General features: G+C 70.9%; 23 protein-coding genes. 6 read left to right on the top strand and 17 right to left on the bottom strand.

Annotation, left to right across the window (positions count from 1 at the left end; all coding sequences use genetic code 11):
- Positions 1-163: 163 nt before the first annotated feature.
- The gene (locus OHA98_RS39185) at positions 164-883 is read right to left on the bottom strand and encodes an SDR family NAD(P)-dependent oxidoreductase (RefSeq protein ID WP_266932915.1); all 720 of its coding nucleotides are present in this window, start codon (positions 881-883) and stop codon (positions 164-166) included.
- A 68-nt stretch (positions 884-951) separates the two neighbouring features.
- On the opposite strand from OHA98_RS39185, the gene OHA98_RS39180 reads away from it, so the two are divergent.
- Positions 952-1,533: a MarR family winged helix-turn-helix transcriptional regulator gene (locus OHA98_RS39180; RefSeq protein ID WP_266932914.1), complete on the top strand. Its 582-nt coding sequence runs from the start codon at positions 952-954 to the stop codon at positions 1,531-1,533.
- 45 nt (positions 1,534-1,578) lie between these two features.
- Here OHA98_RS39180 and OHA98_RS39175 read toward each other — a convergent pair whose 3' ends face one another.
- The 3 genes from OHA98_RS39175 to OHA98_RS39165 all read right to left on the bottom strand — a co-directional run bounded on the left by OHA98_RS39175 (position 1,579) and on the right by OHA98_RS39165 (position 4,158).
- Positions 1,579-2,745: an oxygenase MpaB family protein gene (locus tag OHA98_RS39175; RefSeq protein WP_266932912.1), complete on the bottom strand. Its 1,167-nt coding sequence runs from the start codon at positions 2,743-2,745 to the stop codon at positions 1,579-1,581.
- Positions 2,746-2,834: 89 nt separating this feature from the next.
- Entirely contained in the window at positions 2,835-3,887 is a 1,053-nt protein-coding gene (locus OHA98_RS39170; RefSeq protein ID WP_266932911.1) for a polyprenyl synthetase family protein, read from the bottom strand.
- Positions 3,880-4,158 (bottom strand): polyprenyl synthetase, encoded by a 279-nt coding sequence (locus OHA98_RS39165; RefSeq protein WP_266932909.1) that lies wholly within the window; start codon positions 4,156-4,158, stop codon positions 3,880-3,882. Before OHA98_RS39165 ends, OHA98_RS39170 begins: the two co-directional genes overlap by 8 nt.
- A gap of 433 nt (positions 4,159-4,591) precedes the next feature.
- Here OHA98_RS39165 and OHA98_RS39160 point away from each other — a divergent pair, with 433 nt between their 5' ends.
- Positions 4,592-5,497, top strand: coding sequence for an endonuclease/exonuclease/phosphatase family protein (locus OHA98_RS39160; protein WP_266933036.1), 906 nt, complete (start codon positions 4,592-4,594; stop codon positions 5,495-5,497).
- A gap of 80 nt (positions 5,498-5,577) precedes the next feature.
- Positions 5,578-6,387, top strand: coding sequence for a nucleotidyltransferase domain-containing protein (locus OHA98_RS39155; RefSeq protein ID WP_266932908.1), 810 nt, complete (start codon positions 5,578-5,580; stop codon positions 6,385-6,387).
- Between the two features lie 333 nt (positions 6,388-6,720).
- On the opposite strand, the gene OHA98_RS39150 is transcribed toward OHA98_RS39155, so the two are convergent.
- From OHA98_RS39150 to OHA98_RS39100, 11 genes are all read right to left on the bottom strand, one after another.
- The gene (locus OHA98_RS39150) at positions 6,721-7,785 is read right to left on the bottom strand and encodes a cobalamin-independent methionine synthase II family protein (protein ID WP_266932906.1); all 1,065 of its coding nucleotides are present in this window, start codon (positions 7,783-7,785) and stop codon (positions 6,721-6,723) included.
- 181 nt (positions 7,786-7,966) lie between these two features.
- Positions 7,967-8,728 carry a MerR family transcriptional regulator gene (locus tag OHA98_RS39145; protein ID WP_266932905.1) on the bottom strand — a complete coding sequence of 254 codons (762 nt, stop codon included), beginning with the start codon at positions 8,726-8,728 and terminating at the stop codon, positions 7,967-7,969.
- A gap of 169 nt (positions 8,729-8,897) precedes the next feature.
- Positions 8,898-9,689, bottom strand: a complete 792-nt coding sequence (locus OHA98_RS39140) for an ABC transporter permease (RefSeq protein ID WP_266932904.1) — start codon at positions 9,687-9,689, stop codon at positions 8,898-8,900.
- Entirely contained in the window at positions 9,686-10,729 is a 1,044-nt protein-coding gene (locus OHA98_RS39135; RefSeq protein WP_266932903.1) for an ABC transporter ATP-binding protein, read from the bottom strand. The genes OHA98_RS39140 and OHA98_RS39135 overlap by 4 nt, the downstream gene beginning before the upstream one ends.
- A gap of 42 nt (positions 10,730-10,771) precedes the next feature.
- Entirely contained in the window at positions 10,772-11,662 is an 891-nt protein-coding gene (locus OHA98_RS39130; protein ID WP_266932901.1) for a DUF4097 family beta strand repeat-containing protein, read from the bottom strand.
- Positions 11,663-12,027: 365 nt separating this feature from the next.
- The gene (locus OHA98_RS39125; protein WP_266932899.1) at positions 12,028-12,537 is read right to left on the bottom strand and encodes a hypothetical protein; all 510 of its coding nucleotides are present in this window, start codon (positions 12,535-12,537) and stop codon (positions 12,028-12,030) included.
- Between the two features lie 207 nt (positions 12,538-12,744).
- Positions 12,745-13,674, bottom strand: a complete 930-nt coding sequence (locus OHA98_RS39120; protein ID WP_266932898.1) for an LLM class F420-dependent oxidoreductase — start codon at positions 13,672-13,674, stop codon at positions 12,745-12,747.
- A 123-nt stretch (positions 13,675-13,797) separates the two neighbouring features.
- Positions 13,798-14,634 (bottom strand): alpha/beta fold hydrolase, encoded by an 837-nt coding sequence (locus OHA98_RS39115; protein ID WP_266932897.1) that lies wholly within the window; start codon positions 14,632-14,634, stop codon positions 13,798-13,800.
- Between the two features lie 175 nt (positions 14,635-14,809).
- Positions 14,810-15,097, bottom strand: a complete 288-nt coding sequence (locus OHA98_RS39110; protein ID WP_266932896.1) for a DUF4287 domain-containing protein — start codon at positions 15,095-15,097, stop codon at positions 14,810-14,812.
- A 134-nt stretch (positions 15,098-15,231) separates the two neighbouring features.
- Positions 15,232-16,536, bottom strand: coding sequence for an MFS transporter (locus tag OHA98_RS39105; RefSeq protein ID WP_266932894.1), 1,305 nt, complete (start codon positions 16,534-16,536; stop codon positions 15,232-15,234).
- 13 nt (positions 16,537-16,549) lie between these two features.
- Positions 16,550-17,089, bottom strand: a complete 540-nt coding sequence (locus tag OHA98_RS39100; RefSeq protein ID WP_266932893.1) for a carboxymuconolactone decarboxylase family protein — start codon at positions 17,087-17,089, stop codon at positions 16,550-16,552.
- 392 nt (positions 17,090-17,481) lie between these two features.
- Here OHA98_RS39100 and OHA98_RS39095 point away from each other — a divergent pair, with 392 nt between their 5' ends.
- The 3 genes from OHA98_RS39095 to OHA98_RS39085 all read left to right on the top strand — a co-directional run bounded on the left by OHA98_RS39095 (position 17,482) and on the right by OHA98_RS39085 (position 20,210).
- Positions 17,482-17,922, top strand: a complete 441-nt coding sequence (locus OHA98_RS39095) for an enediyne antibiotic chromoprotein (RefSeq protein WP_266932892.1) — start codon at positions 17,482-17,484, stop codon at positions 17,920-17,922.
- Between the two features lie 163 nt (positions 17,923-18,085).
- Entirely contained in the window at positions 18,086-18,511 is a 426-nt protein-coding gene (locus OHA98_RS39090; RefSeq protein ID WP_266932891.1) for an SRPBCC domain-containing protein, read from the top strand.
- 379 nt (positions 18,512-18,890) lie between these two features.
- Positions 18,891-20,210, top strand: coding sequence for an acyltransferase (locus OHA98_RS39085; RefSeq protein ID WP_266932890.1), 1,320 nt, complete (start codon positions 18,891-18,893; stop codon positions 20,208-20,210).
- A gap of 127 nt (positions 20,211-20,337) precedes the next feature.
- On the opposite strand, the gene OHA98_RS39080 is transcribed toward OHA98_RS39085, so the two are convergent.
- Together OHA98_RS39080 and OHA98_RS39075 are read right to left on the bottom strand one after the other, a co-directional pair.
- Positions 20,338-21,573 (bottom strand): cytochrome P450, encoded by a 1,236-nt coding sequence (locus OHA98_RS39080; protein ID WP_266932889.1) that lies wholly within the window; start codon positions 21,571-21,573, stop codon positions 20,338-20,340.
- Between the two features lie 98 nt (positions 21,574-21,671).
- Positions 21,672-22,640, bottom strand: coding sequence for a methyltransferase (locus OHA98_RS39075; RefSeq protein WP_266933035.1), 969 nt, complete (start codon positions 22,638-22,640; stop codon positions 21,672-21,674).
- Positions 22,641-22,838: the final 198 nt, after the last annotated feature.

Below are 22,838 nucleotides of genomic sequence, written 5' to 3'. Positions count from 1 at the left end.
GCCTCCCGCTGATCCGGAGAACGCCGCGGTGGCCACCTCGGAGCCCACCGGCCCCGGCCCCATGGGCCCGGTTGTGTCCGCCGTGACGGCCCGCGGGCGCCGCAGCCCGCCCCCAGGGGGCCGAGGAGCCGCCGTCGTGCGTGTGCCGGCTGCGGGTGGAGTGTCACCGGGTCGTCAGGGCGCCCCCGTTGACGTGCAGCACCTGCCCGGTGATGTGCCGGGCGGCCACAGACGCCAGAAAGCCGACCGCCTCCGCGATGTCGGCCGGTGTGCCGGGGCGGTGCGTGAGTGTGTCGGCGATCAGGTGTTCCCGTCGCTCGGCGGGAAGGCGGTCGCGGAAGAACTCCGTGCCGCCGGTGTAACCGGGCGCGACCACGTTGGCGGTGATGTCGCGAGGACCGAGCTGCCGTGCGAGATCGAGGTTCCAGGCGGCCAGGCCCGCCTTGGACGCGCCGTAGGAGCCCGCGCCCTGGTCCGCTGCGATGGAGCCGATGTGCACGACCGCGCCACCGGGTGCGAGACGGCTCTCCAGCGCCTTGGTGGTCAGGGCCGCGCTGACGAGGTTGGCGTCGAGGTTGGCACGGAAGTCACGGGCGTACGCGGCGAGGTCGTCGGCACCGTCCGCGTCGAAGTCGGTGTTGCCGCCCGCGTTGTTGACGAGTACGTCGATCCGCTCGGGCAGCTCCGTGAGCAGCGCGGTGAGCGCCTCCGGGCCGGTGTGGTCGCAGACCAGCCCGCGGCAGCCGATCGCGGCGGCCGTCTCCTTGAGCGGACCGGGTCGCCGGCCGGTGATGATCACGGAATCGCCGCGCTCGGCGAAGTGGCCGGCGAGGGCTCGGCCGATGCCCGTGGAACCGCCGGTGACCAGAATGTTGCGTGCCATGGACTCAGCTCCGTATGGTTGGTGTAGACCTAAATTTAGAGCTAAACGTAACACCTGGGAGTGGCACGATGGCAAGAGAACCCCTGGTCCCGGCGTCGGACGGTAGGGTCGGGGATTCCGGCCTTCCGTCCGCCGAGGACATCGCGGCCGCCTGGGAGCGCGAGCGTCCCGGGACGCCCGTCTCCTCCATCGGGATCGTCACCCCGATCTGGCAGCTGGCCAAGCTCTTCGGTGACGACCGGCGCCGGGTCCTGGCCCACGCGGGCGTGGACACGGCCACGCTCGACCTGCTCAGCGTGCTGCGCCGCAGCGGTGACCCGTACACCCTGAGCACCCGCGAACTGGGGCACCGCTCCCTGGTCACCGCAGGCGCGGTCTCCCAGAGGGTGGCCCGTGCCGAGCGCGAGGGGCTCGTCGTCCGGCAGCCCGCCCAGGGACGCCCGCGAACCGTGCTGGTCACCCTGACCCCGGCGGGCCACGCACTGGTCGAGGCCACCGTCGACCAGGTGCTCCACCGGGAGGCGGAACTGATCACCGCTCTGACGCCCGAGCAGCAGAGCCAGTTGAACGGGCTGCTGCGGGTGCTCCTCCAGGACGTGCAGCACCGGCTCGGCGACGAACGGGTCACACAGGTGGGCGAGCGGCCCTGAGGGCTTTCCCGGCACCCGCGGGAGGCCCCTGGCCGGCGGTGGCGGTCAGCGCGGGCCGACCGTGGGCGCGGGCGGGGCCCAGCGCCGGGTGCGCGAGACGGCGGCGGAGACGCCGAAGTCCTTCTTCAGCTGCTCCGGAATGGCGTAGTGCATGACCCGGCCGCGGGTGAGGGAGGAGAGTTCCAGGACCGTCGTGAGCCGGCCCAGCCGGTCCAGGGCACGGGCTCCGAGCGGGGACCGGTCCTCGATGGTCTCCAGAACACCGAGCAGCCGGGGCACGGCCTTGACCAGGGTGTCCCAGGCGGAACGCGGCACGTCCAGCCAGTCCGCGCAGGTGTCGCCGATGAGATGGCGGATCAGCGCCGGGACGACCGGGTCGAGGAGCGTGCCGGGGACCACTTCCTCGTAGAGGTCGATCAGCTGCCGGGTGAGGCGGGCGCCCTCCTCGCTGGGCCCCATGTGCCGGGTCATGTACAGGTCCAGGAACTGCCGGGCGGAGTCGAGGTCCTCGGGTACGTGGTCCTGGTCGACGCCCAGCATCGCGCCGACCACGCGCCAGGCGTAGAAGTACGCCTCGGCGCCGTCGACGCTCATGTGGATGCCCAGCCGGTGCAGGCTGTCGAGGACCAGCAGGGAGAAGAACATCTGACCGCCGATGATGTCCTCCTGGCAGATCGGGGTCCCCAGCGTCCCGACGTCCCAGCGGCCCTCCCTGCGCAGGTGGTGGCGGATGGAGGCGTGGAGCAGACGGACCTTCTGCACGGCGGGGACGAAGCGGCTCCCCGCCTCGAACGCGTCGGGCCGCATCAGGTGGACGGTGAACTGCCCGGTCTCCGCCATCCGCTGGGAGGGGTACTCCAGCGCGTGCGTGGCCGACAGCAGCTTCGCCACGTGCGGGACGACGTAGCAGGCGGGCATCGACGCGAAGGACAGCGCGGTGGAGATGTGCACGTTGTTGTCGATGAAGAACAGCCGCGCCTTCTCCATCTCGCCCCAGTCGACCCACGCGGGCGGCGCACCGGTCGCGCGCAGATACTCCAGCGCGACCTCGGGCAGCCCCTCGGGCAGCGGGCTCCCCGCGGTGGACACGTACCGCATGAGGGTGTTGAACTTCCCCACCTCCCCGCGCTCGAACAGCGTGGCCACGGTGGCGTCGGCCAGCTCGTCGCCGCCCTGTCGCAGGGCGTCCATCGACGACTCGGTGTAGATCATGCTCGGTTCCTCGGCTTCTCTTCCGGCCCGGGGCGCACGCACCCGGCAGATCGCCGGAGCGCTGCCGGGCCGCCGTGCGGTGCGGGTTCTCAGTGGTGGCGGACGGTCGCGGACCGGGCCAGCGCCGTCAGGGCGCGTTCGGCGTGCTCGGGGATGTCCGTCCCGTCCAGGGCGCGGGTGGCTTCCTCGGCCCGCGCCCGGATCATCCGCTCGATCCGCTCGGGCGCCTTCAGACGGCTCATCACCCCGCGTACCGCCTCCAGCCCGTCCGGGCCGATGTCCGCTCTGCCCAGCAGGCGGCGCAGCAGGTCGCGTTCCGGCTCGCCCGCCAGCCGCCAGGTCTCCGCCAGCAGGGCGGTGGGCCGGTGGGCGCGCACGTCGTCCAGGCTCGCCTTGCCGGTGCGGGCCGGGTCGCCGAACAGGCCGAGCAGATCGTCCCGCAGCTGGAACGCCTCGCCCAGCGGCACCCCGTAGGCGGAAAGCCCCTCCCGCAGCCTGCCGCTCGCACCGGCCAGGGCGCCGCCGATGAGCAGCGGCTGTTCGACGGTGTACTTCGCGGTCTTGTACCGGATCACCTTCAGCGAGTCGCCGGTGTCCGGGACGGCACCGGTACGCAGGATCTCCAGGCACTCCCCGGCTATCAGGTCACGGGCGAGAGCCGCCCACAGCGGACGGGCGCGGGCCAGACAGGCCGCGGGCAGGCCGCTGTTGACGAACAGCTGCCCGGCCAGCGACATCAGCAGATCGCCCACCAGCATCGCCAGCGCCCGGCCCGCGCTCCTCGCCCGGGGCCGGGGCCCGAGAGCCGTGCCCAGGGCGAGGTGCGCGGTGGGCCTGCCGTGCCTCAGCGGACTGTCGTCGATGATGTCGTCGTGCACCACGGCGGCGGCGTGCACCAGTTCCATGGACGCCGCCGCCCGCACCAGCGCGTCGTTGTCCGGCTGACCGGCGGCCCGCCAGCCCCAGTAGCAGAAGGCCGCCCGCAGCCGCTTCCCCTCGGCCACCGCCGCCTCCACCTGGTCCGCCACCGGGCGCAGATCGGCGTCGATGGCGAGGAGTTCGTCCGTCTCCCGCGCCACGAAACCGCTCAGCACCCCGTCGATACGGCCCTTGAAGGCGTCCGCCCCGTACGGGTCAGGCATCGCGGTCGGCCGCCCGGCGTGCCACGGCGTGCCGGGCCAGCACCTCCAGGTACGCGGGCGGCACCGTCGTGTACCGGTCCAGCGCCAGCCGGCCCCGGGCCCGGAGGTCCGACTTCGCGTCGGCCGCGAGCTCGGGCATGTCCGACCGGCCGAGCAGCGACCGGAGCGTGCCCACGGTGGTGCCGAGTGTGTCCACCGCCAGGTCGGCCAGCCCCACCACCATCAGAACCGTCCGCTCCCCCGGCCCTCCGCCGTTCTCCGCTCGGGTCATGCCTCTCCCCCTGTAGCCGTTGCGCTCGGGCGGCACGGTCGTCGGCCGCTCTGTGCGAGGGTGCGGCTTCCGGGGCCCCGGTGGCCCGGGAACTCACGAACGGGTGACAGGGACGACGGAGGCGTTTGGCTGACCGCATGCCGACAACTCTTCGGGTTTCCACGCCCGATCAGGCCGCGTACATGCTGCGGTCCGCCGCCACCGGCCACCGGCCTTCAGGACCTCGCCGACCGGGTCGGTCCGGGCGGCACCCCGGAAACCGATCAGCCGGACCGCACGTCCTGGAGGGGGCAGGAGCAAGCGAAGGGGATACATGGTGCGGCGGGCGGACAGCGGTACGGCGTCGAGAGCGGGGGCGGCGTTCCGGTGGGCGGAACGGGGCGGGGACACGGAGGGGCGCCCGGGGAACCGGTCGCCCCGGGGACGGGGGCGGGTGCTCGCCGCGCTCGCGGTGCTGACGGCCGCGCTGCTGGTGTTCCACGGAGTCGTCGCCGACCTCGCGGGCGGTCCGGGCAGTCTGCTGGAGACGTTCCTGCCCTGGCTCGGGCTGGTGGCCGTGCTGCTGCTCGGCCTGGTCCTGCTGCGCCGTTCGGCCGTCGCGCTGGTGGCCCTGCTGCTGCCGGTGACGGCCTGGGCGTACCTCTTCGGCGGGCTGTTGCTGCCCGGGGACGGGCCCGGGGCGGACGATCTGCTCGTGGTGCAGCACAACGTCAGCGACGAGAACACCGACCCGGCGGCCACGGCCCGCGCGCTGGCGGACGCCGAGCCGGATCTCATCGCACTGGAGGAGCTGGTGCCTCCGGCGCTGACGGTCTATGAGAAGACCCTCGCCCCCGACTACCCGTACCACGCGGTCCGGGGCACCGTCGGACTCTGGTCGAAGCATCCGATGTCCAGCACCCGGCTGTTGGACATCAGGCCCCGGGGAATCGCGGAGGGCTGGAGCCGTGGCCTGCGGACCGTCGTCCACACACCGCGCGGCGAGGTCGCGGCGTATGTCGCACACCTGCCCTCGGTCCGGATCGGAGCGAGCGGCCTCGCGTCCGCCCGCCGTGACGAGAGTGCCGGGTTGCTGGGCGAGGCCGTCGCCGCCGAGAAGGTACGCCGGGTGATCCTGCTGGGCGACCTCAACAGCACGGTCGACGACCATGGGCTGGCCCCGCTGACCTCGCGGATGAACACGGCGCGACGCGGCTTCGCCCTCAGCTTCCCCGCCGCCTTCCCGGTGGCCCGGATCGATCAGGTCATGGCCCGTTCGGCGACCGTCGGCCACATCCGTACGCTGCCCGCCACCGGCAGCGACCACCTGCCCGTCGCCGCCCGGATCACACTGGACTGAGGCGGGTGCGGTTCCCGCCTCCGCCGCCGCGGTACGAAACCGGCTGGCCCGTCCGTCCGGTCGGCTGCCAGACTCGCTCCATGCGAGTGATCATCGAAGACATGGCGGCACGGCTGGCCGAAGTACCGGGAGTCGTGGGCGTGCTGCTCGGCGGCAGCCGGGCGCGTGGGGAGCACCGGCCGGACTCGGACTGGGACCTCGGCGTCTACTACCGGGCCGGACTCGACCTCGACGCGCTGCGCGCGCTGGCCGGACCGGACGTCGAGGTGGCCGGGCCCGGTGGCTGGGGGCCGTGGGTGAACGGCGGTGCGTGGCTCCAGGCCGAGGGTGTCGCGGTGGACTGGATCCTGCGGGACCTGGACCGGGTCGAGCGGGTGTGGGAGGACTGCCGCGAGGGCCGGTACGAGGTCGGTGTGCAGGCCGGGCATCCGCTCGGGTTCTGGTCTCCCTGCTACGCGGGCGAGGTGGCACTCGGACAGGTGCTGGCCGATCCCTCGGGCGAGCTGACGGACCTACGGCTGCGGGCGACGACGTATCCGGAGCCGCTGCGGGAGGCATTGACGGCGGGAGCCTGGGAGGCGGAGTTCCTGGTCACCGCCGCGGGGAAGGGCGCGGCCCGGGGGGACACGCTGTACGTCGCGCTGTGCCTGTCCCGGGCCGTCGGTGTGCTGGTACAGGCGCTGTTCGCCGGGGACCGGCGCTGGTGCCTCAACGAGAAGGGGGCGCTGGCCGTCGCCGAGTCGCTCCCGGGCGCCCCGGCGGACTTCGGCCCCCGGGTCCGTGAACTGCTCGGAGCGCCGGGCGTGAGCGCCGGGGCGCTGACGGCGACGGTGGACCGGGCGCGGGTGCTGGCCGAGGAGACCCTCGCGGCGCTGCGGGGCTCCGCCTGACGACGGCCCGGCCGGGGAACACCCCCGTGCCGGGCCGTCCTCCGCAGGGCCCGTACGCCACTCACGGTCCGCAGGCCGGACGCGTGGCCCGGGGCCAGGGCGTGTGTCGAAAGTCCCGCCTGGCTCGCGACGCCCGGCACGCACGCTCGCCGCGTTGTCGGCGTTGTCGGCGTTGTCGGCGTTGTCGGCGTTGTCGGCGTTGTCGGCGTTGTCGGCGTTGTCGGAGTGTTCTCGTACGTCCAGTACGAGAACACTCCTCCGCCTCGCGATCGCACGCACCGGACGCCGTGAGCCCCGCCCTTCGGGCGGACGGCGCTACTTTCGACACACGCCCTAGGCGCCGAGGGCCTCGGCGGCCATGGCCGTACCCCGAATCCGCGCGTTGATCTTCGCGAACGCCAGGTCGCGTGAGGTGGAGGCGTCGTCCGCGAACGGGGAGAAGCCGCAGTCGTCACAGGTGCCCAGCTGTTCCACCGGAAGGTGACGGGCGGCTGCGAGCACCCGGTCACGTACCTCTTCCGGTGTCTCCACCCGTGGATCGATCGGGTCGGTCACACCGATGAACACCCTTGCCCCTGGCGGGAGATGGTCCGCGACGATGCTCAGCACCCGGTCCGGGTCCGCCTCGCTCGCGAGCTGGAGGTAGAAGTTGCCCGCCCTGAGCTGGAAGAGCTTGGGCAGCAGCCCGGCGTAGTCGACATCGAGGCTGTGCGTGGAGTCCTGGTCCCCGCCGGGGCAGGTGTGCACGCCGATCCGGGCGCGTTCGGCGTCGCTGAACCGGTCGAGGACCGTGTTGTTGAGAGCGATGAAGTCGTCCAGGACACCGCCGCTCGGATCCAGCTTCAGCGACAGCCGCCCCTCGGTGAAGTCGAGCTGCACCACATGGGCCCCGGCGTCCAGGCAGCCGCGGATGTCGGCCTCCGCCTCGTCGGCCAGATCCCGCAGGAACTCCTCGCGGGAGTACCCCTCGATGGGCGTGGCCGGATAGAGCAGGCTGAGCGCGGAGGGGGCGATGACCGCCTGTTTGACGGGCAGGTCGGTGAGCCGCTGCGCCTCGCGCAGATAGGTCTCCGCGTGCACCTGGTACCGGAAGGGACCCTCGGTGATGCAGGGCAGCTGCCGGGTGTGTCCGTCGGCGAACGGGATGACGACGCCGTCCGGCGAAAGGCTCGCCAGGCCGGCGACCGGGTAGGTGGCGAAGCTCGGCTTGGCCTGCTCCCCGTCCACCAGGACGGGGCTGCCCAGCTCCGCCAGCCGGGCCAGGGTCTCCGCGACGGCCTGCTCCTGGTGCTTGGTCAGGTCGGCGTCGCTCAGCCGCCCCCGCGCGTGCGCGGTGAGGGCGGAGTGAAGGTCCGAAGGGCGCGGGATACTACCGATCAGCTCGGTGGGGATACTCATGATCGGGAGGATAGGGAAGGCCTCGGAAGCCCACTCGAAAGTCCTCCGAAGTACCCCTGAATTCGCTGTAGTTGATCAAATGTCGAGACCTGCGGGCCGGGTGTGGTGTAGGAGCCCCGGGGACCGCACAGGGCCCCCGGAGCCCCCGGTGCACCGGATCCGGTTCTCGGCTCGGCTCGGCTCAGCTCAGCCGGGTCGTGGCGTACGCCTCGATGATGTCGCGCTGGTACGCGGCCAGACCCGGCGCGATCGCCTCGTATGCCGCGCGCCACGGTTCGTTCTCCACACAGGAGCGCCCGATCGCCCGGTACTCCTCGGCGGTCACGGCGCGCAGTTCGCTCAGCGTGCGGTACTGGGCGTCCGCCTCCGCCTGCGCCGGCGCCGCGTCGGCGGGTGTACCGGCGGTCAGCAGTTCGGCCAGCCGGATCATCTGTGCCGTGCGCTCGCGGTGCCCGGTCTCGATCTGGGTTTCGGTCATCGTCGCGGTACGGCGTTCGACCTCCCTGGCCAGCTCGGGGAAGTCGCGCAGGCTCTCCCTGTACATGGCGGGGCGGACGCCCTCGAACAGGTTCTCCGGTCGGTTGATGCCGGTCATGGGACCACCGTTCTCTCTGGATCGCTCCAGTTCGGTGATCGTGCGGGAGACGGTGCCGGCCAGGGCGTCGAGCCGGTCGCGCTCGGCGAGCAGCCTGCGGTGATGGCCGCGCAGGGCTTCCAGCTCGTCGACCTGCGCGGCCAGGACCCGGCCGATCTCGGGCAGGCCCAGACCCAGTGCCCGCAGTACGAGGATCTGCTGGAGCCGCAGCAGCTCGCGCTCCTCGTAGTAGCGGTGGCCGTTGGTGCCCGTCCAGGCCGGTGGCAGCAGGCCGATCTCGTCGTAGTGGCGCAGGGTGCGGGCCGTCACGCCCGACATCCGGGCCACTTCCGCGGTCGGCCAGGCCATCGCCGTCTCCCCTCACGAGTCGCTTCACCGGGCCGGCCTCTCCGGCCCTGCTCACGAAGGTAGAGGCTGCCGCTGCGGAAGCTTCAAGCCCGTGGTTCCGCGGGTGGCACGGCCGACGCCCCGCCCCGGGTGGCCGGGGGCGGGGCGTCGGCCCGCGTGCTCAGGGTGGTTACTTCGGGTCGTGGTGGAACTTGGAGGTGGACCAGAGGTAGCCGAGGGTGGTGAGGCCGAGGGACCAGGCGAGGGTGAGCCAGCCGTTGTGGCCGATCCCGGTGCCGAGGAGCAGGCCGCGGAGGGTCTCGATGGCGGGGGTGAAGGGCTGGTACTCGGCGATCGGCCGGAACCAGCCGGGCATGGTGTCGACGGGGATGAAGGCGCTGGACAGGAGCGGGAGCAGGATCATCGGGAGGGCGTTGTTGCTGGCGGCCTCGGCGTTCGGGCTGACGAGGCCCATACCGACGGCGATCCAGGTGAGCGCGGTCGCGAAGAGGACGAGGAGTCCGAGGGCCGCGGCCCATTCCAGGGCCGTGGCGTCGGTGGAGCGGAACCCGATGGCGACGGCGACGGCGCCCACGAGGAGCACGCTCATCACGCACTGCAGGACACTGCCGACGACATGCCCGACCAGGACCGAGCCGCGGTGGATCGCCATCGTGCGGAAGCGGGCCATGATCCCCTCGGTCATGTCGTTGGACACCGAGACCGCCGTGCCGATGGTGGTGCTCCCGATCGTCATCAGCAGCAGGCCCGGCACGATGTAGGCGATGTAGGCGGAGCGGTCGGCGCCCGCGCCGCCGATGCCGGCGCTCATCACGTCGCCGAAGATGTAGACGAAGAGCAGCAGCATCATGACCGGCGTGAGCAGCAGGTTCAGTGTCAGGGACGGATAGCGCCGGGCGTGCAGCAGGTTCCGGCGGAGCATCGTGGAGGAGTCGCGGACGGCGAGGGAGAGGGAACTCATCGGGCGTTCTCCTTGGACTGGTCTGCCTGGGACGTGGTGCCGGCGGTGCCGGCGGTGCCGGCGGTGCTGGTGCTGGTCAGGGCGAAGAAGACGTCGTCGAGATCGGGGGTGTGGACGGTCAGCTCGTCGGCCTCGACACCGGCGGAGTCGAGCCAGTCGAGGATGGAGCGCAGTTCGCGCTGGGTGCCGTCGCTGGGGATCTGGAGGGTGAGCGCCTCGTCGTTCCGGGTGGACCCGTGCAGGGCGGACGCCGCGGAGCGGTGGGCGGCGGGGTCGGTGAAGCGGAGCCGTACGTGTCCGCCGGGCACGAGCCGTTTCAGTTCGTCGGCGGTGCCCTCCGCGACGATCCGGCCGTCGTGGAGGACGGCGATACGGTCGGCGAGCTCGTCGGCCTCGTCCAGGTACTGGGTCGTGAGCAGGACCGTCACCCCGCCGGAGACGAGTTCACGGATGATGCCCCACATGTTGTGGCGGGAGCGCGGGTCCAGGCCCGTGGTCGGCTCGTCGAGGAAGATGATCCGCGGGCTCCCGACCAGCGTCATCGCGATGTCCAGACGCCGCTTCATCCCGCCCGAGTACGTCGAGGCGGGCTTCCCCGCGGCCTCCGTCAGACCGAACCGCTCCAGGAGCCCGGCGGTGACCCGCCGCCCCTCCGCCCTGGACAGGTGGTGCAGGTCCGCCATGAGGAGCATGTTCTCCGTGCCGGTGATCAGCCCGTCGACCGCGGAGAACTGCCCCGTGACCCCGATCGCCGCCCGCACCGCCTGCGGCTCGACCGCCGGATCATGACCCCCCACACGCACATCACCACCGTCCGCCGTGACGAGCGTGGACAGGATCCTCACCGCGGTCGTCTTACCGGCACCGTTCGGCCCCAGCAACGCGAACACCGACCCGGCCGGAACACACAGATCGACACCGTCCAGCACGACCTTGCCACCGTACGACTTACGAAGACCGGTGACCGTGATCGCCGGAGCCGTAGACGTAGACGTAGACGTGGTGCCGACGGTCGGCGCGGATGCCTGAGTGGCAGTCATGCCGTTTTTCCTTTCGGGGAAGGGGAGTGGGGGCAGGCAGGGTCAGGCGCGGCGGATGATGATGTCGCCGGCCGTGGTCCGGGCGTGCACCTCGACCGGCTCGCCGGAGCCCGCGGGGCCGTCGGCGGGGTCGAGTGAATTGCGTACGGTGCCGTACTTCGGGTTGAGGTCGAGCCGGGCGGCGGTGCCCTCGTGGATGCCGACGTCGAGGTCGCCGACGGAGGTACGCAGGTCGACACGGCCGCGGATGACCTCACCGACGCGAATGCCGCCGTTGGAAGACGTCGCTTCGACTCCGGAGCGGGCGACCCCGACCTCGATCCGGCCGTTCGCACATGTGGCACCCACGCTGCCGTGCGCGATGCCGATGGAGATGTCGCCGTTGGCCGCGCCGACCGTCAGACCACCGGTGACCTCGCCGACTTCGGTCGCGCCGTTGAGGTTCTTGACGGTCGCCGCGCCGGCGACGCTGCCGAGCTCGATGCGGCCCGAGCCGACGACCTCGATGTCCCCGGTCGAACGGGTCAGGCGGATGCCGCCGTGGTCGGTCCTGAGGTCGGCACCGGCCGCCTCGTCGACCTTGAGGTCACCGAGCGAGGACGTGAGCGCGACCTCCCCGAAGCGGCCCTCGCAGTGGAAGCTGCCCAGGCCCGTGCTTCCCCGGAGATCGGATCCGGCGGGCAGTTCGATGCTCACCTCGATGGATCCCGCCGTGCCGAACGGAGACCGCTTCTTGGGCGTCCTGACGCTGAGGCGGCCGTCCGTGCAGCTGACCTGGGTCTGCCGCACGGCACGTACGTCGTCGTCGTCCGAACCGTTGCTCGGCAGCACCTCCACGACCGTGTCGGTGCGCTTGCCCGCGGTGATACGGGCGGTGCCGAAGTCCAGCTCGACGGTCGCGGTGATCGGTCCGGGGGTCTCGAAAGAAGGCATGGCTGTTCCGTCCTCTTGGCTCGTGCGGGTGACGCTGGTGAAGGTGGGGCGGGCGCCGGAAGAGCTTTCGGCTAGGGCGTGAGGCCCATGACGCCATCATGGCACATCGATAGCGCCATAGCGAGCCAGATTGACGCCCGCTTGGCGCATACCTCTCTGACCTGGAGTTTTCTCTCAGACATGTGCGCGCACCAGGATCACCCCGGCGGGGAGATGAGATGCGATGGCATTGCGCAGCGCCATGGTGGCGCCACTAGGGGGAGGTTCCGGCGCCAGCGTCCACAGAGATCGGCGCCATGGCTGAGGACGCTTCGCGCCCCCAGCCAGCCGTCCTCAGTCAGCCGTCCTCAGTCAGCCGTCCTCGGTCAGCTGTCCTCAGCCTGCGTGGGTCCCGAGGGACCCGAGGTGTCCGAAGGATCCGAGGTGCTCATGCCGCTCGCGCGGGCGATCTCCTCCACCGTCCGCTGATCCCGCGTCCGCTGCCCCTGCTCGGCGTCGATCCGGTCCCTCATCGCGCGCAGCTTCTCCGGGTCGGCGGCGACGTCCGGCGGGACGAGGGACATGGCGCCCCTGGTGTGCTCGCCATCGCCGAGCCGGGCGACGACATGGTCGGCGCGGTCCTCGTGACCCGGCTGCATCGCGCCGATCAGACCCATGAGGTTCAGGAATTCCTGCTGGACCTCCGGGGTGAACAGTTCCCTCTCCGGGCCGTCCAGCTCCAGCCGCGCGGTACCGCCCCCGCCCCGTACCCACAGGCGGACGATCTCCATGAGCAGGGCGAACTGTTCCTGCGGCATCCGGGCCCGGAGCGACTCCACGTACAGGGCGTAGCGCGCGCGTACGAGTTCGGCCGGGTTCTCGTGCTCGTCAGACATGGTGAGCCTCCCCCGTGACGTCCGACGGAACGTGACCGGCAGGGCGCTGCACGGGCTCAGTCATGTGCGCGGTGTCCTCAGCTGTTCGCATGGGGCGATCCTGGAATGCCGGATGCCGGATGCCGGATGCCGGATGAGGGATGCCGGATGCCGGATGAGGGATGCCGGATGAGGGATGAGGCATGAGGGATGAGGGGTTCTGCCGCGTCAGATCCCTGCGGCGCGAGCCGTCTCGTACACCTCGGCGGCCAGGTCCGTCAGCTCGGCGGCGTCGCGTGCCGTGGCCTGGAGGTCGAGCAGGAACTCCGGTACGCCGGTGGCCGCGTGGGCCGCCAGGTCGTCCACGATCTGCGCGACGTTCCCGTGGAAGGCGGCGCGGTCCCGGTCCTCGACCGGCTTGGCGCTGTAGATCACGTTGGCGCGGACGCGTGCCCGGAGGGGGCGGTCGCGGCCGTGTTCGGCGGCGAGATCCTGGATCCGCCGCCACTGCTCACCCAGTTGCCGAGCGCCCATGGCGACGGGCATCCAGCCGTCCGCCCGTTCCACCAGGCGGCGGACGGCGCGCGGGCCGCCCGCGGCGAGGTACACCGGAATCGGCCGGACCGGCTTGGGGCCGACCTCGGAGGGGGCGATGGCCGTCAGCTCGCCCTCGTACGCGACCGGGTCCGGACCCCAGACCGCGGCGCACACGTCGAGCAGTTCGTCCAGGACGGCACCGCGCTTCTCGAAGGGGGCCACGGCGGCAGCGGCGTACTCGTCGAGCGACCAGCCGGTGCCGAAGCCCGCGACCACCCGGCCACCGCCGGCGGCGTCGAGGGAGGCCAGCGAGCGGGCCAGCTGGAACGGAATGTGCAGCGGGGCGACCAGGACGCTGGTCCCGAGCAGGGCCCGGTCCGTGGCGGCGGCGGCCAGGGTGAGCGTGATCAGCGGGTCGGCGATGCCGCGGTACCGATCGGGCCAGGGCATCCCCGGAACGCCGTACAGGCCCTGGGCCGTGTTCTCGGGGAACAGCACACGCTCGAAGACCCACAGGCTGTCGTACCCGGTCTCCTCCGCCGCCCGTGCCACGTCGGCGACATCGCGGCTGAGGTCGTACCGCTTCATCTGGGGAAGACCGAGACCGAGGGGGACCGGCATGCGTGCACTCCTTCGTACGGGCGGCGGGGCAACCACCGTATGCCGATCCGGAGTCGGGCTCCAGACCGTCACCGCGTCCAGGAGTGCGGTGACGGCGGTGGAGGCGGTGATCCGGGGTGGGGATCAGCCCCGGAGGAACTCGACGAGCCCCGGCGCGAGCTTCCTGGGCGCCATGACCACCGCTCCGTGGCTGAGGCCCTGGAGCGTCCGATGACCGGCGTCGGGCAGCACCTCGACGACCGCTCGCGCCGCGCTCCGGAAGCCGTCGGGGCTCTTGGAGCCGGTGATCACGAGGGTCGGCGCGGCCGCGGACGACCACTCCTCGGCGCGCAGCGGCCTGCCCTGCTGGGTGTCGCCCATGACCGCGATGTCGTACGGCAGGGTGTGGGCCATCGCCGTGAGGTTCGACCACACTCCGGGCATCAGCCGCATCGTCGCGACCATGAACCCGGGCATGCCCTGGGCCTTGGTCATGAAGGCCTTCACCGCTTCGCCGCGCCGGTCCTCGGCGAGCAGACCGTCGATGTGCCGGGCGAAGCCCTCCGGCGGTCCGAAGTCGCCGGGCACGACGGCGAAGGGCGGCTCGTAGAGCGCGAGCCGCTCGATGTCCAGTCCCGCCGCGGCGGCGCGCAGGGCGAGCACGGCGCCGGATGAGCTGCCGAACACCGAGGCGGAGCCGCCCAGGTGCTCGATCAGGGCCGCTATGTCGTCGATCTCGCGCCGCACCGCGTAGTCGGCGCCGTCGCTGCTGGCGCCCCGGCCGCGGCGGTCGTAGTTGACGACGGTGAAGTGCGGGGCGAGGAGGCCGGCGAGCTTCCTGGTGTCGGAGCGGTCGGCCAGGGCCGAGGACACCAGGATCACGGCAGGCCCACCGCCCGACCGCTCGAACGCGATGGTCGTGCCGTCGTTCGAGACGACCGTCGACCTCACAGTGGCCGCCTGCTCGTGCGTTGCTGACATACGGTGTGCTCCGCTTCGCTCGGGAGGGGCGTCGTACCCCCTGACCCAGAGATGACAGCGGTTCACCGGAGAACTCATCGGTCCAGCGGCTCCGGAACCGCGGACAGGCCGTTCGCCCGCTACGAGGTCGGGCGAACAGCCTGCCGTTGGTGAAGGATGTACCGGTATCCGGAGGTCAGGGGCGGGTCTTCTTCCCGTCCAGCCAGAGGGTGTCGGACTCGTCGCGGTGCGAGCCGGACGATCCGACGTGCTTCGCGTCGATCGTCGCGCCCTTCTTGAAGACGTGCACCAGTGCCATTCCGTGCCCGCGGCCCAGGTTGTAGTCCGTCTTGAGCCACTCCAGAATCGTTCCGGCCTTGGTGGAGGGGTCGTCGTAGCCGCGCTCGTGCGCGAGCGCGATGAACTCTCGCGGAGTCAGTCCGGTCTTGTCCTCGATCGTGTCCAGATACGCCTGAAACGACATTCTTATCTCCCGCGCCCGTGGCTCTGTTGCTTGTCCGGTGTTCAGGTCCTGGTCCCCTGTGCGGGGAGCCTGACAGCCGTTCGGGGAGTAGACCTCGTCCGGGCCGGAAACTCATCGCTCATGTGGGCAGGATCTCATCCCACCAGGCTGAATCCGGGAGATGGGGCGGCGGGTGCGGGGGCGGGCGAGCGCATGAAGGCCGCCGGCCAGGCGAGCAGGACCATGGCCATCACCCAGGCCATGGTCCAGCCCGACGCATCGCGTTCCGCCAGATAGGTGGCCAGTGCCGGTGCGATGCCGCCGAGGACGGCCGAGGTGACGGCGTTGGGCAGGCCCAGCCCCAGCGCACGGTTCTCCGTGGGGTAGAGCTCGGAGAGGATGCCGGGGAGCGTCGTCGTGACGCAGGTCAGGTAGACCGTGCCACTGAGGTAGGTGAGCAGCAGGCTGGTGAAAGTGCCCTCGATGGTCAGGTAGGTGTAGGAACCGGCGGCGGCGAAGACGACGCTCGCCGACAGGAGGAAGCGCCGGGGACCCACTCTGTCGGCGAGCAGGCCGATCGGAACGTTGACCACCATGAGGACCGCCGTGGCGCAGACGACGACCCAGAACATCAGTCCCGGGGCACCCAGCTTCTGCCCCATGGCCGGCACCACGGAGGTCCATACGCCGCCCACCGCGGCCATGCCCGCGATGAACAGCACGGACCTGAGGACCTGACGGCGGTAGGTGACGAGGACCTTGCGCAGGGACCCACGGGCAGGACGCTCGCTGGCCTCGCGCCGGAAGACCTCGGTCTCGGCGAGCTGGCGACGCATGATCATCAGTACCGCGCCGAAGAGTCCGCCGACGAGGAACGGGACGCGCCAGCCCCACGAGGCCATGGCATCGGGGCCGAGCAGCGCCGTCAGGCCGCCACCTAGGAGGGACGCGGTGAACGCGCCCGCGACGGTGGTGAGGGAGAAGAGGCTGCCGTAGAGGGACTTACGGCGCTGGGGCGCCACCTCCATGAGGTACGCGGCGGCCGCCGGCCACTCGCCGCCCGAGGAGATGCCCTGGGCGATACGGGCCAGGATCAGGACCAGCGGGGCGAGCAGGCCGATCTGGTCGTAGGTGGGGGTGATGCCGATCAGTACGGAACCCGCGGTCATCAGGCTGATGGCGAGCATCAGGGCGGGGCGCCGCCCGCGCCGGTCGGCGAGGCGGCCCAGCAGGATGCCGCCCAGCGGCCGGACCAGTACGCCGATGCCGAGTACGGCGAACGCGCCGATCAGGGACGTGACCGGGTTCGAGGAGGGGAAGAAGCGGGCTGCGAAGAGATGGGCGAAGAGCCCGTATCCCAGCCAGTCGAAGGATTCGACGAAGTTGCCGACGACGGTCGCGGTGACCGCTCGGCGATGGGCGCGCTTCGGGGAGAGCGGCTTGCGTGGCTGCCCGGGCATGTGGTCCCGCCTCTCAGATGATGGGGGCGTAGCCGTGGGCGGTGATCCGCCGGCCCGACTCCTCGTAGTAACCGGGTTCGCCCGGCAGCTCGGTCGCGAGGCCACTGACGTAGCGGTTGTACATGCAGAACGCCGAGGCGATCAGGACGGTGTCGTGCAGATGCGCGTCCGTGGCTCCCTCGGCGCGTGCCGCGGCCACCGCTCGGTCCGAGACGGGCCGGGCCGCGTCCTTGACCTCCGCGGCGATCCGCAGCAAGGCCCGCAGCAGCGGGGACAGCGGCGCGGTCCCGACGTGGTGCCGGACCGCCTTGACCAGGTCCGCTCCGCCCGCCAGTTGCGCCGCGGCGGCGGCGCCGTGCGTGTCGGCGCAGAAACGGGTCTCGTTGAGTTCCGAGACGTACGAGGCGATCAGTTCGCGTTCCCCGCGGCTCAGCGGTGACGGTCCGCGCAGGAGGGCGTCGGCGAGCGCGTTGAGCGGGGCGGCGGTGTCGGGGCGTTCGGCCATCAGGCCTCTGATGCCGGGAAGGCCATTGCTGATCGCTATGTGCGGCACCGGGTGTGTCCTTTGCTGGTGGCTGTCTCACGGATGGATCTGTTCATCGTCGGCAGCCGCTCGATGGGGGGCCAACTCCTGTCGTGCGCAGATCCGGGCGTGGCCCGGTAACCGGTTCCCGGGGCGTCCCGCCGGCGTCTTCCTCCCGCCCCGGCAGCGGGGCAGGACACGGGCTCCGGGGGTGCGAACGGCACCGCCACCGTCATCGCCACGGATCGGTCGTCTCCCGTGCGGGACCGTCAGCACCCCTGCCAACTGCTGAGTTTCATGAAGCAACCTGGAAGATGCCGATGCCTTTCATGATTACTAGATTCATTCACAGGTCGGAACAGCCCGCCCCTCCACACGACGCACACGACGCACACGACGCACACGACAGGGAGTCAGAGAAAATGACTGCAAAGAACAAGCTCGGCCTCATCGCTCGCATCGGTGCCACCGCCGCGGTCGCCGCCGGACTGGCGCTCGCCGTCCAGCCCGGCGCCATGGCCGCGGCCGCCGCGGTCACGGTGTCGCAGTCGACGGGCCTGTCCGACGGTCAGCAGATCTCGGTCGCGGCCACGGGTCTGACGCCGAACACGCAGTTCCAGGTCGGTCAGTGCGCGTTGGTGGAGCCCGGCAAGTTCGGCTGCGACAAGACCACTTCGGTGAACGTCACCGCCGACGCGCAGGGCAAGATCAACAGCTCGATCACCGTCCACACCTCCTTCCAGGCGGTCGTGGGCTCCGACGGCACCGTCTGGGGCACCGTGGACGCCAAGGCCACCCAGACCCAGATCGTCGTACTCAGCGCCACGGGTGACGGCGGCAGCCAGCCGATCAACTTCCTGTAACCCGCGCGGCTTCCCACTCCACGGCCCCGGCATGTCGCCCCGCGACGTGCCGGGGCCGAGGAATGCGCACCACCACAACTGCGCAACCTCGAAGATGCGTGCTCCCGTGGCCTCTGAAAAACTGGGCGCGAAAGCCATCCCCAGAAGAATTCAGGGAGATCACGTGGCGAATTCCGCCACCACCGACGAGTACGTGGCCGCCCTCGACAGGAGCCCACGAGGTTCCGCTCTCGGTGAGCTCACTGCCACAAGAGTTTTCAACGCCCCGCGAGAACTGGTTTTCAGAGCCTTTGTCGAGCCGGAACAGTTCGTCAATTTTTGGGGCCCGGCAGGTACGACGGTGTCACCCTCCAGCATCACGATCGAGCCGTGGGCCGGCGGGCGGTTCGAAGGCACCGCCGTCAGGGACGCGGACGCTGACGAGTACGCGATGACATGCGTCTTTCTCGCGGTGGTCGAACCCGAACTGCTCTCCTACCGGGACTCCATTTCGGGCATCGTCTCCAGCCTGGTCTTCACCGACCTCGGTGACGGACGGACCCGGACCTCGGTGTTCCACAGCACGGGCCGGGCCGACGCCCACCCGTAGCTTCCCGGTTCCGTAGTTCCCTCACGCCGTCATCCCCTCGCACCTTCATCCCCTCGCGCCTTCAGTTCCTTCGCGCTGTCAGTTCCTTCGCGCCGGACCCGTTGTGAACCCCCGCCGATACCTCGGCGGGGGTTCACGAGTCTTCCGTGCCGTCCCGCCGGTACCGCCGCCGATACCGCCGGCCGCTCGGTACCGAGGGCTGTTCCGCAATCCCCCGGTACCGGGTGTTCTTCGTGCGGCGGAAGCGCCCGGAGAGACGCCACCCAGCAGGAAAAGTTCCCGGAGTCAGGGCTTCCGTCGAATACCGCAACCCAAGAGATGCGCCACGAATGTCTTGAAAGCAAGCTGATGCGGCCCATTGAAACTGGAGGTATCCGCCATGACGGCACTCGGGACCGGGTCCACTGTGAGACCCCACGACAAGAAACGCATCGGAAGCCTCGATGGGGTTCGCGGACTCTGTGCGATGGTCGTGGTCATCACCCACGTCGCATTCAGCACAGGTGTGGTTCTCGGCTCCGAATCCGGACCGCCCCAGAAGGGGATCTGGTCCATCCTGTCGGTCGGCGCGGAAGTGGGTCTGGGGCCCTTCTTCATCCTGTCCGGCATGCTGCTCTACAAGCCTTTCGCCCGTGCCACGCTCGGCGGGGCCCGGAAGCCCGTGCTGGGCGAGTTCTTCCTCCGCCGCGGGCTGCGGCTCATGCCCGCCTACTGGCTGCTGACGGCGGTCTGTCTGCTGCTCCTCAACTTCTCGAGCATCAACTCGATCTGGTACGTGCTGCGTCCGATCCTGCTGATGCAGGACTACGACTACGTCTGGTACGCGGGCATGGACCCGACGTGGACCATTCCGACCGAGGCCCAGTTCTACCTCGTGCTGCCCCTGCTCGCCTGGCTGATGCACTGGCTCGCGGGCCGGGTCGTCGACCCGGCGCGGAAGATACGCCGGATGATGATCCCCCTCGCCGTCATGATAGTGGTCGGGTTCCTGTTCACCGGATACATGCACATGGAGTCCATGGGCCCCTGGCCGCCCGAGTACTGGTGGCCGTTCAGCCGTCTGGGCCTCTTCGGGATAGGCATGGGAATGGCCATACTCTCGGTCCGGGCGGAGCAGTCGCCGGGCGAGATGCCCGCGCTCTACCGTCTGGCCATCAGGAGGCCGAACCTGTTCTGGGTCGGGGCACTCGTGGCCTACCTCGTCAACTGCACCTCCCCTCTGGGCAAATGGGGCACCTGGGACTACGGAACACCGCAGTTCGCCATGCTCCAGCACATATCGTTCCTGGCGTTCGCCTTCCTGCTGATGGTCCCGCTGGTCGCGCCCGACGCCAGTTCGCCGTTGATGGACAGGGTGCTGACGAATCGCCCGACACGCTTCCTCGGGCGCATCTCCTACGGCATCTACCTCTGGCACTTCGTGGTGATGTACCTCTGGTTCCAGAGCGGGAGCATCTTCGGCGCCCCGCCGGTGCCCGCCGCCTTCCTGGTCGGGAAGGTCGGATTCTGGGAGATGCTGGCCGTCGTGGTGGCGGGCACGCTCGTGCTCGCCACGGTGAGTTACTACTTCTTCGAGCGTCCGCTGCTGAACTGGGGCGAGCGGGTCATCAAGAAGCGGAGGGACGCCCGTAGCGCGGCGGACACCGGTGGGAGCCGGCCCGCGGTCGAGGAGAACGAGCCCAAGCGGGCGTCGGTCTGACGTCGCCCGCCCGGCACCTGGGTGCCGGGCGGGAAGGCGCCCGGTCCGGTGGCACTTCGGAGGTACGACGACACGACGGACCGGGCCGGGGCCGCACGCTGATCCGCCGGAGGTCGCGGGACCGCCTCTAACCGACCGCTACCGGAAGCCGCTCGTGGCCCGGGACGACCAGCCGGTCGCGGTACGTCGCGGGGCCCGCGGGCGCGAGGCGCGGGAAGCGGCGGAGCAGCATGGGAAGCGCGATCCGCGCCTCCACCCGGGCGAGCGGTGCCCCCAGGCAGAAGTGGGCGCCGGCGCCGAAGCTCAGGGGCTGGTTGTCCGGCCGGTCCGGGACGAAGCGGTGCGGCGATGGGTAGCGCAGCGGGTCCCGGTTGCCGGCGGCCAGCAGAACGAGCACCTTGGTTCCTTCGGGCACGAAGGTGCCCAGCACGTCCATGTCCGATTCGGCGAAGCGGCTGGTGGCGTGCACCGGGGCCGCGAACCGCAGCGTCTCCTCGACGTATCCGGAGGCGAGAGCGGGCTGTGTACGCAGCCCGGCGGCCTGGTCCGGGTTCTCGAAGGCCAGCTGGAGGCCCTGGCCGAGCAGATGGGTCGTCGTGTCGAATCCGGCGGCCAGCAGCAGTACCAGGTTGCCGACGAGCTCGTCGTGGCTGAACCGCTCCCCATCGGTGTCCGCGGAGGTGACCAGGGCACTGACCAGGTCGTCCGCGGGGTGGCGGCGCCTTTGGTCGACCAGCTCGGCGAAGTAGGAGGCGAGCTCGTCCATCGCCCGGTTCGCGGCGTCGAGCCGGGAGACCCGGCTGATGCCCTCCAGGGCGACGGTCACGTCCTCCACCGCGGCGCGGAACCAGATCCGGTCGTCGTCGGCGACCCCGAGCATCTCTCCGATCACCGCGACCGGGAGCCGGTAGGCGAACTCGGCCATGAACTCCACCGGTGTGCCGTCCGATCCGAGGTCCGCCATGCGGTCCAGCAGCCGGTCGGCCATCCGGACGATCGCGGGTTCGAGCTCGGCCACCCGCCGCGGGGTGAACGCGCGGCTCATCACGCGTCGCATCCGGGAGTGGTCCGGCGGGTTGCTGTAGAGCACGGAGTCGGTGAAGCGGCGCAGCGAGGAGTGCGAGCGCCAGTCGGGATAGAGCAGGTCGTGGCTCTTGGCGTCCTGGACCAGCAGCCGGGGCTCCCGCAGCGCGCGCGAGCACTCGTCGTACCCGACGGCGGCCATCAGGCCCGGTTTGATCCGCACCAGGTTCCCGTGTTCCCGGATGGCGTCGTAGAAGACATAGGGGTCGCGGCGCCCTTCCGGGCTCACGAGTGCCGCCAGCGCCTCACGCGGCCGCATGGACATCACGTACTCGGTCATCGGTATCTCCTCAGCGTGGACATGAGGGCCGACCCACACCAAGACCGCACCCCGGATCGTGCGACGGGCGCGGCATCGGGGTGCGTGCCGCCGCTACCTCAGGGCGTGGCCAGTTCGATGATCGACAGAATGCCGGCCGGGTGCACCGCGAGCTGGGTGAGCCCGGCGTCCGCCGCGAGGGCGGTGAGTTCGGCGGCCCCGCGTTCCCTGCCGCCGTAGTAGGCGAGCATCCGCAGATCCATTCCGGTGCCCGGTGACTCACCGTCGGCGCCGATGCGCTCCACGATGAAGACCTTCCCCCCGGCGCCCGCGGCCTCGGCGCAGCGGCGCAGGATCGCCCGTGCCTCCCGGTCGCCCCAGTCATGGATGACCGATGAGAGGAGGTAGCCGTCGGCGCCCGGCGGCAGTGGGTCGAAGAAGCTGCCGGATACGGCGTCACCGCGGTCGGCGAGACCCGCGGCCGCGAGTGCCCCGCGCGCCACCTCCGCGGTGTCGGGCAGGTCGAGGACCGTGCCGTGCAGAGCACGGTGTCCGTTCAGCAGGGCGATCAGCAGCGAACCGTTGCCGCCGCCGACGTCGACCACGCGCCCGAGCGACCCCCAGTCGTAGCCGGAGACGATGTCGTCGCCGCGGGCCGCGGCCAGGTCGGCGCCCATCCGGGCGTCGAAGGACGCGCCGCGCGCGGGGTCCTCGGCCAGGTCCTGCCAGAACGAGCGCCCGAACTGTACGGGGAAGGCGGCCTCTCCGGTGCGGACGCTGTGCAGCAGCTGGACGAAGGAGAGTTCGGCGCGGCCGACCGCCCCTTCGATGTCCAGCATGGCGTGCAGGCCCGCCGGGTGACCCGAGCGGAGCGGTTCGCCGACGGCGGTCAGCGCGTAGCGGCCGGACCGGTCCCGGTCCAGCACTCCCCTGGTGGCGAGGTGTCTCAGCACCCGGTCGAGTGCGCCGGCGTCGGCGCCTGCGAGTGCGGCCAGTTCCGCCGCCGTTCTCGGGCTCTCCGCGATGTGGTCCGCGACCCGCAGGGTTGCCGCGACACGTATCGCCATCGGGGTCGCCAGGTGAGCCATGGCCCAGAGCCTGGTGCTCGCCTCGTCCTTGCCCGCCAACACGTCCCCCTCGGCCACGGTGCGCCCCGGCGCACCGACTCGATCATGTTTGCCAGTCATTGATCGAATCGTCGCGTCGAGGCCTGCCGTGCCGCATCTTCCAGCGTGCGATGGCTCCTGCCGGCCGGGCGTGTCGCCGCACGGGGCCGCGGCTTCGGC

It is taken from the genome of Streptomyces sp. NBC_00654 (assembly GCF_026341775.1).
GTDB lineage: Bacteria > Actinomycetota > Actinomycetes > Streptomycetales > Streptomycetaceae > Streptomyces.
Note: the sequence above shows the minus strand (reverse complement) of the source record. Positions and strands in the feature narration are given on the sequence as shown.

What these genes read in the sequence shown, in the direction of transcription:
- OHA98_RS39110 (WP_266932896.1), bottom strand. Translation starts at nt 15,097, where the DNA reads ATGTCGTTTCAGGCGTATCTGGACACGATCGAGGACAAGACCGGACTG.
- OHA98_RS39150 (WP_266932906.1), bottom strand. Translation starts at nt 7,785, where the DNA reads ATGAGTATCCCCACCGAGCTGATCGGTAGTATCCCGCGCCCTTCGGAC.
- OHA98_RS39185 (WP_266932915.1), bottom strand. Translation starts at nt 883, where the DNA reads ATGGCACGCAACATTCTGGTCACCGGCGGTTCCACGGGCATCGGCCGA.
- OHA98_RS39145 (WP_266932905.1), bottom strand. Translation starts at nt 8,728, where the DNA reads ATGGCCTGGCCGACCGCGGAAGTGGCCCGGATGTCGGGCGTGACGGCC.
- OHA98_RS39125 (WP_266932899.1), bottom strand. Translation starts at nt 12,537, where the DNA reads ATGTCTGACGAGCACGAGAACCCGGCCGAACTCGTACGCGCGCGCTAC.
- OHA98_RS39075 (WP_266933035.1), bottom strand. Translation starts at nt 22,640, where the DNA reads ATGGCTCACCTGGCGACCCCGATGGCGATACGTGTCGCGGCAACCCTG.
- OHA98_RS39135 (WP_266932903.1), bottom strand. Translation starts at nt 10,729, where the DNA reads ATGACTGCCACTCAGGCATCCGCGCCGACCGTCGGCACCACGTCTACG.
- OHA98_RS39180 (WP_266932914.1), top strand. Translation starts at nt 952, where the DNA reads ATGGCAAGAGAACCCCTGGTCCCGGCGTCGGACGGTAGGGTCGGGGAT.
- OHA98_RS39130 (WP_266932901.1), bottom strand. Translation starts at nt 11,662, where the DNA reads ATGCCTTCTTTCGAGACCCCCGGACCGATCACCGCGACCGTCGAGCTG.
- OHA98_RS39105 (WP_266932894.1), bottom strand. Translation starts at nt 16,536, where the DNA reads ATGCCCGGGCAGCCACGCAAGCCGCTCTCCCCGAAGCGCGCCCATCGC.
- OHA98_RS39165 (WP_266932909.1), bottom strand. Translation starts at nt 4,158, where the DNA reads ATGACCCGAGCGGAGAACGGCGGAGGGCCGGGGGAGCGGACGGTTCTG.
- OHA98_RS39115 (WP_266932897.1), bottom strand. Translation starts at nt 14,634, where the DNA reads ATGTCAGCAACGCACGAGCAGGCGGCCACTGTGAGGTCGACGGTCGTC.
- OHA98_RS39095 (WP_266932892.1), top strand. Translation starts at nt 17,482, where the DNA reads ATGACTGCAAAGAACAAGCTCGGCCTCATCGCTCGCATCGGTGCCACC.
- OHA98_RS39080 (WP_266932889.1), bottom strand. Translation starts at nt 21,573, where the DNA reads ATGACCGAGTACGTGATGTCCATGCGGCCGCGTGAGGCGCTGGCGGCA.
- OHA98_RS39120 (WP_266932898.1), bottom strand. Translation starts at nt 13,674, where the DNA reads ATGCCGGTCCCCCTCGGTCTCGGTCTTCCCCAGATGAAGCGGTACGAC.
- OHA98_RS39085 (WP_266932890.1), top strand. Translation starts at nt 18,891, where the DNA reads ATGACGGCACTCGGGACCGGGTCCACTGTGAGACCCCACGACAAGAAA.
- OHA98_RS39175 (WP_266932912.1), bottom strand. Translation starts at nt 2,745, where the DNA reads ATGATCTACACCGAGTCGTCGATGGACGCCCTGCGACAGGGCGGCGAC.
- OHA98_RS39155 (WP_266932908.1), top strand. Translation starts at nt 5,578, where the DNA reads ATGCGAGTGATCATCGAAGACATGGCGGCACGGCTGGCCGAAGTACCG.
- OHA98_RS39140 (WP_266932904.1), bottom strand. Translation starts at nt 9,689, where the DNA reads ATGAGTTCCCTCTCCCTCGCCGTCCGCGACTCCTCCACGATGCTCCGC.
- OHA98_RS39170 (WP_266932911.1), bottom strand. Translation starts at nt 3,887, where the DNA reads ATGCCTGACCCGTACGGGGCGGACGCCTTCAAGGGCCGTATCGACGGG.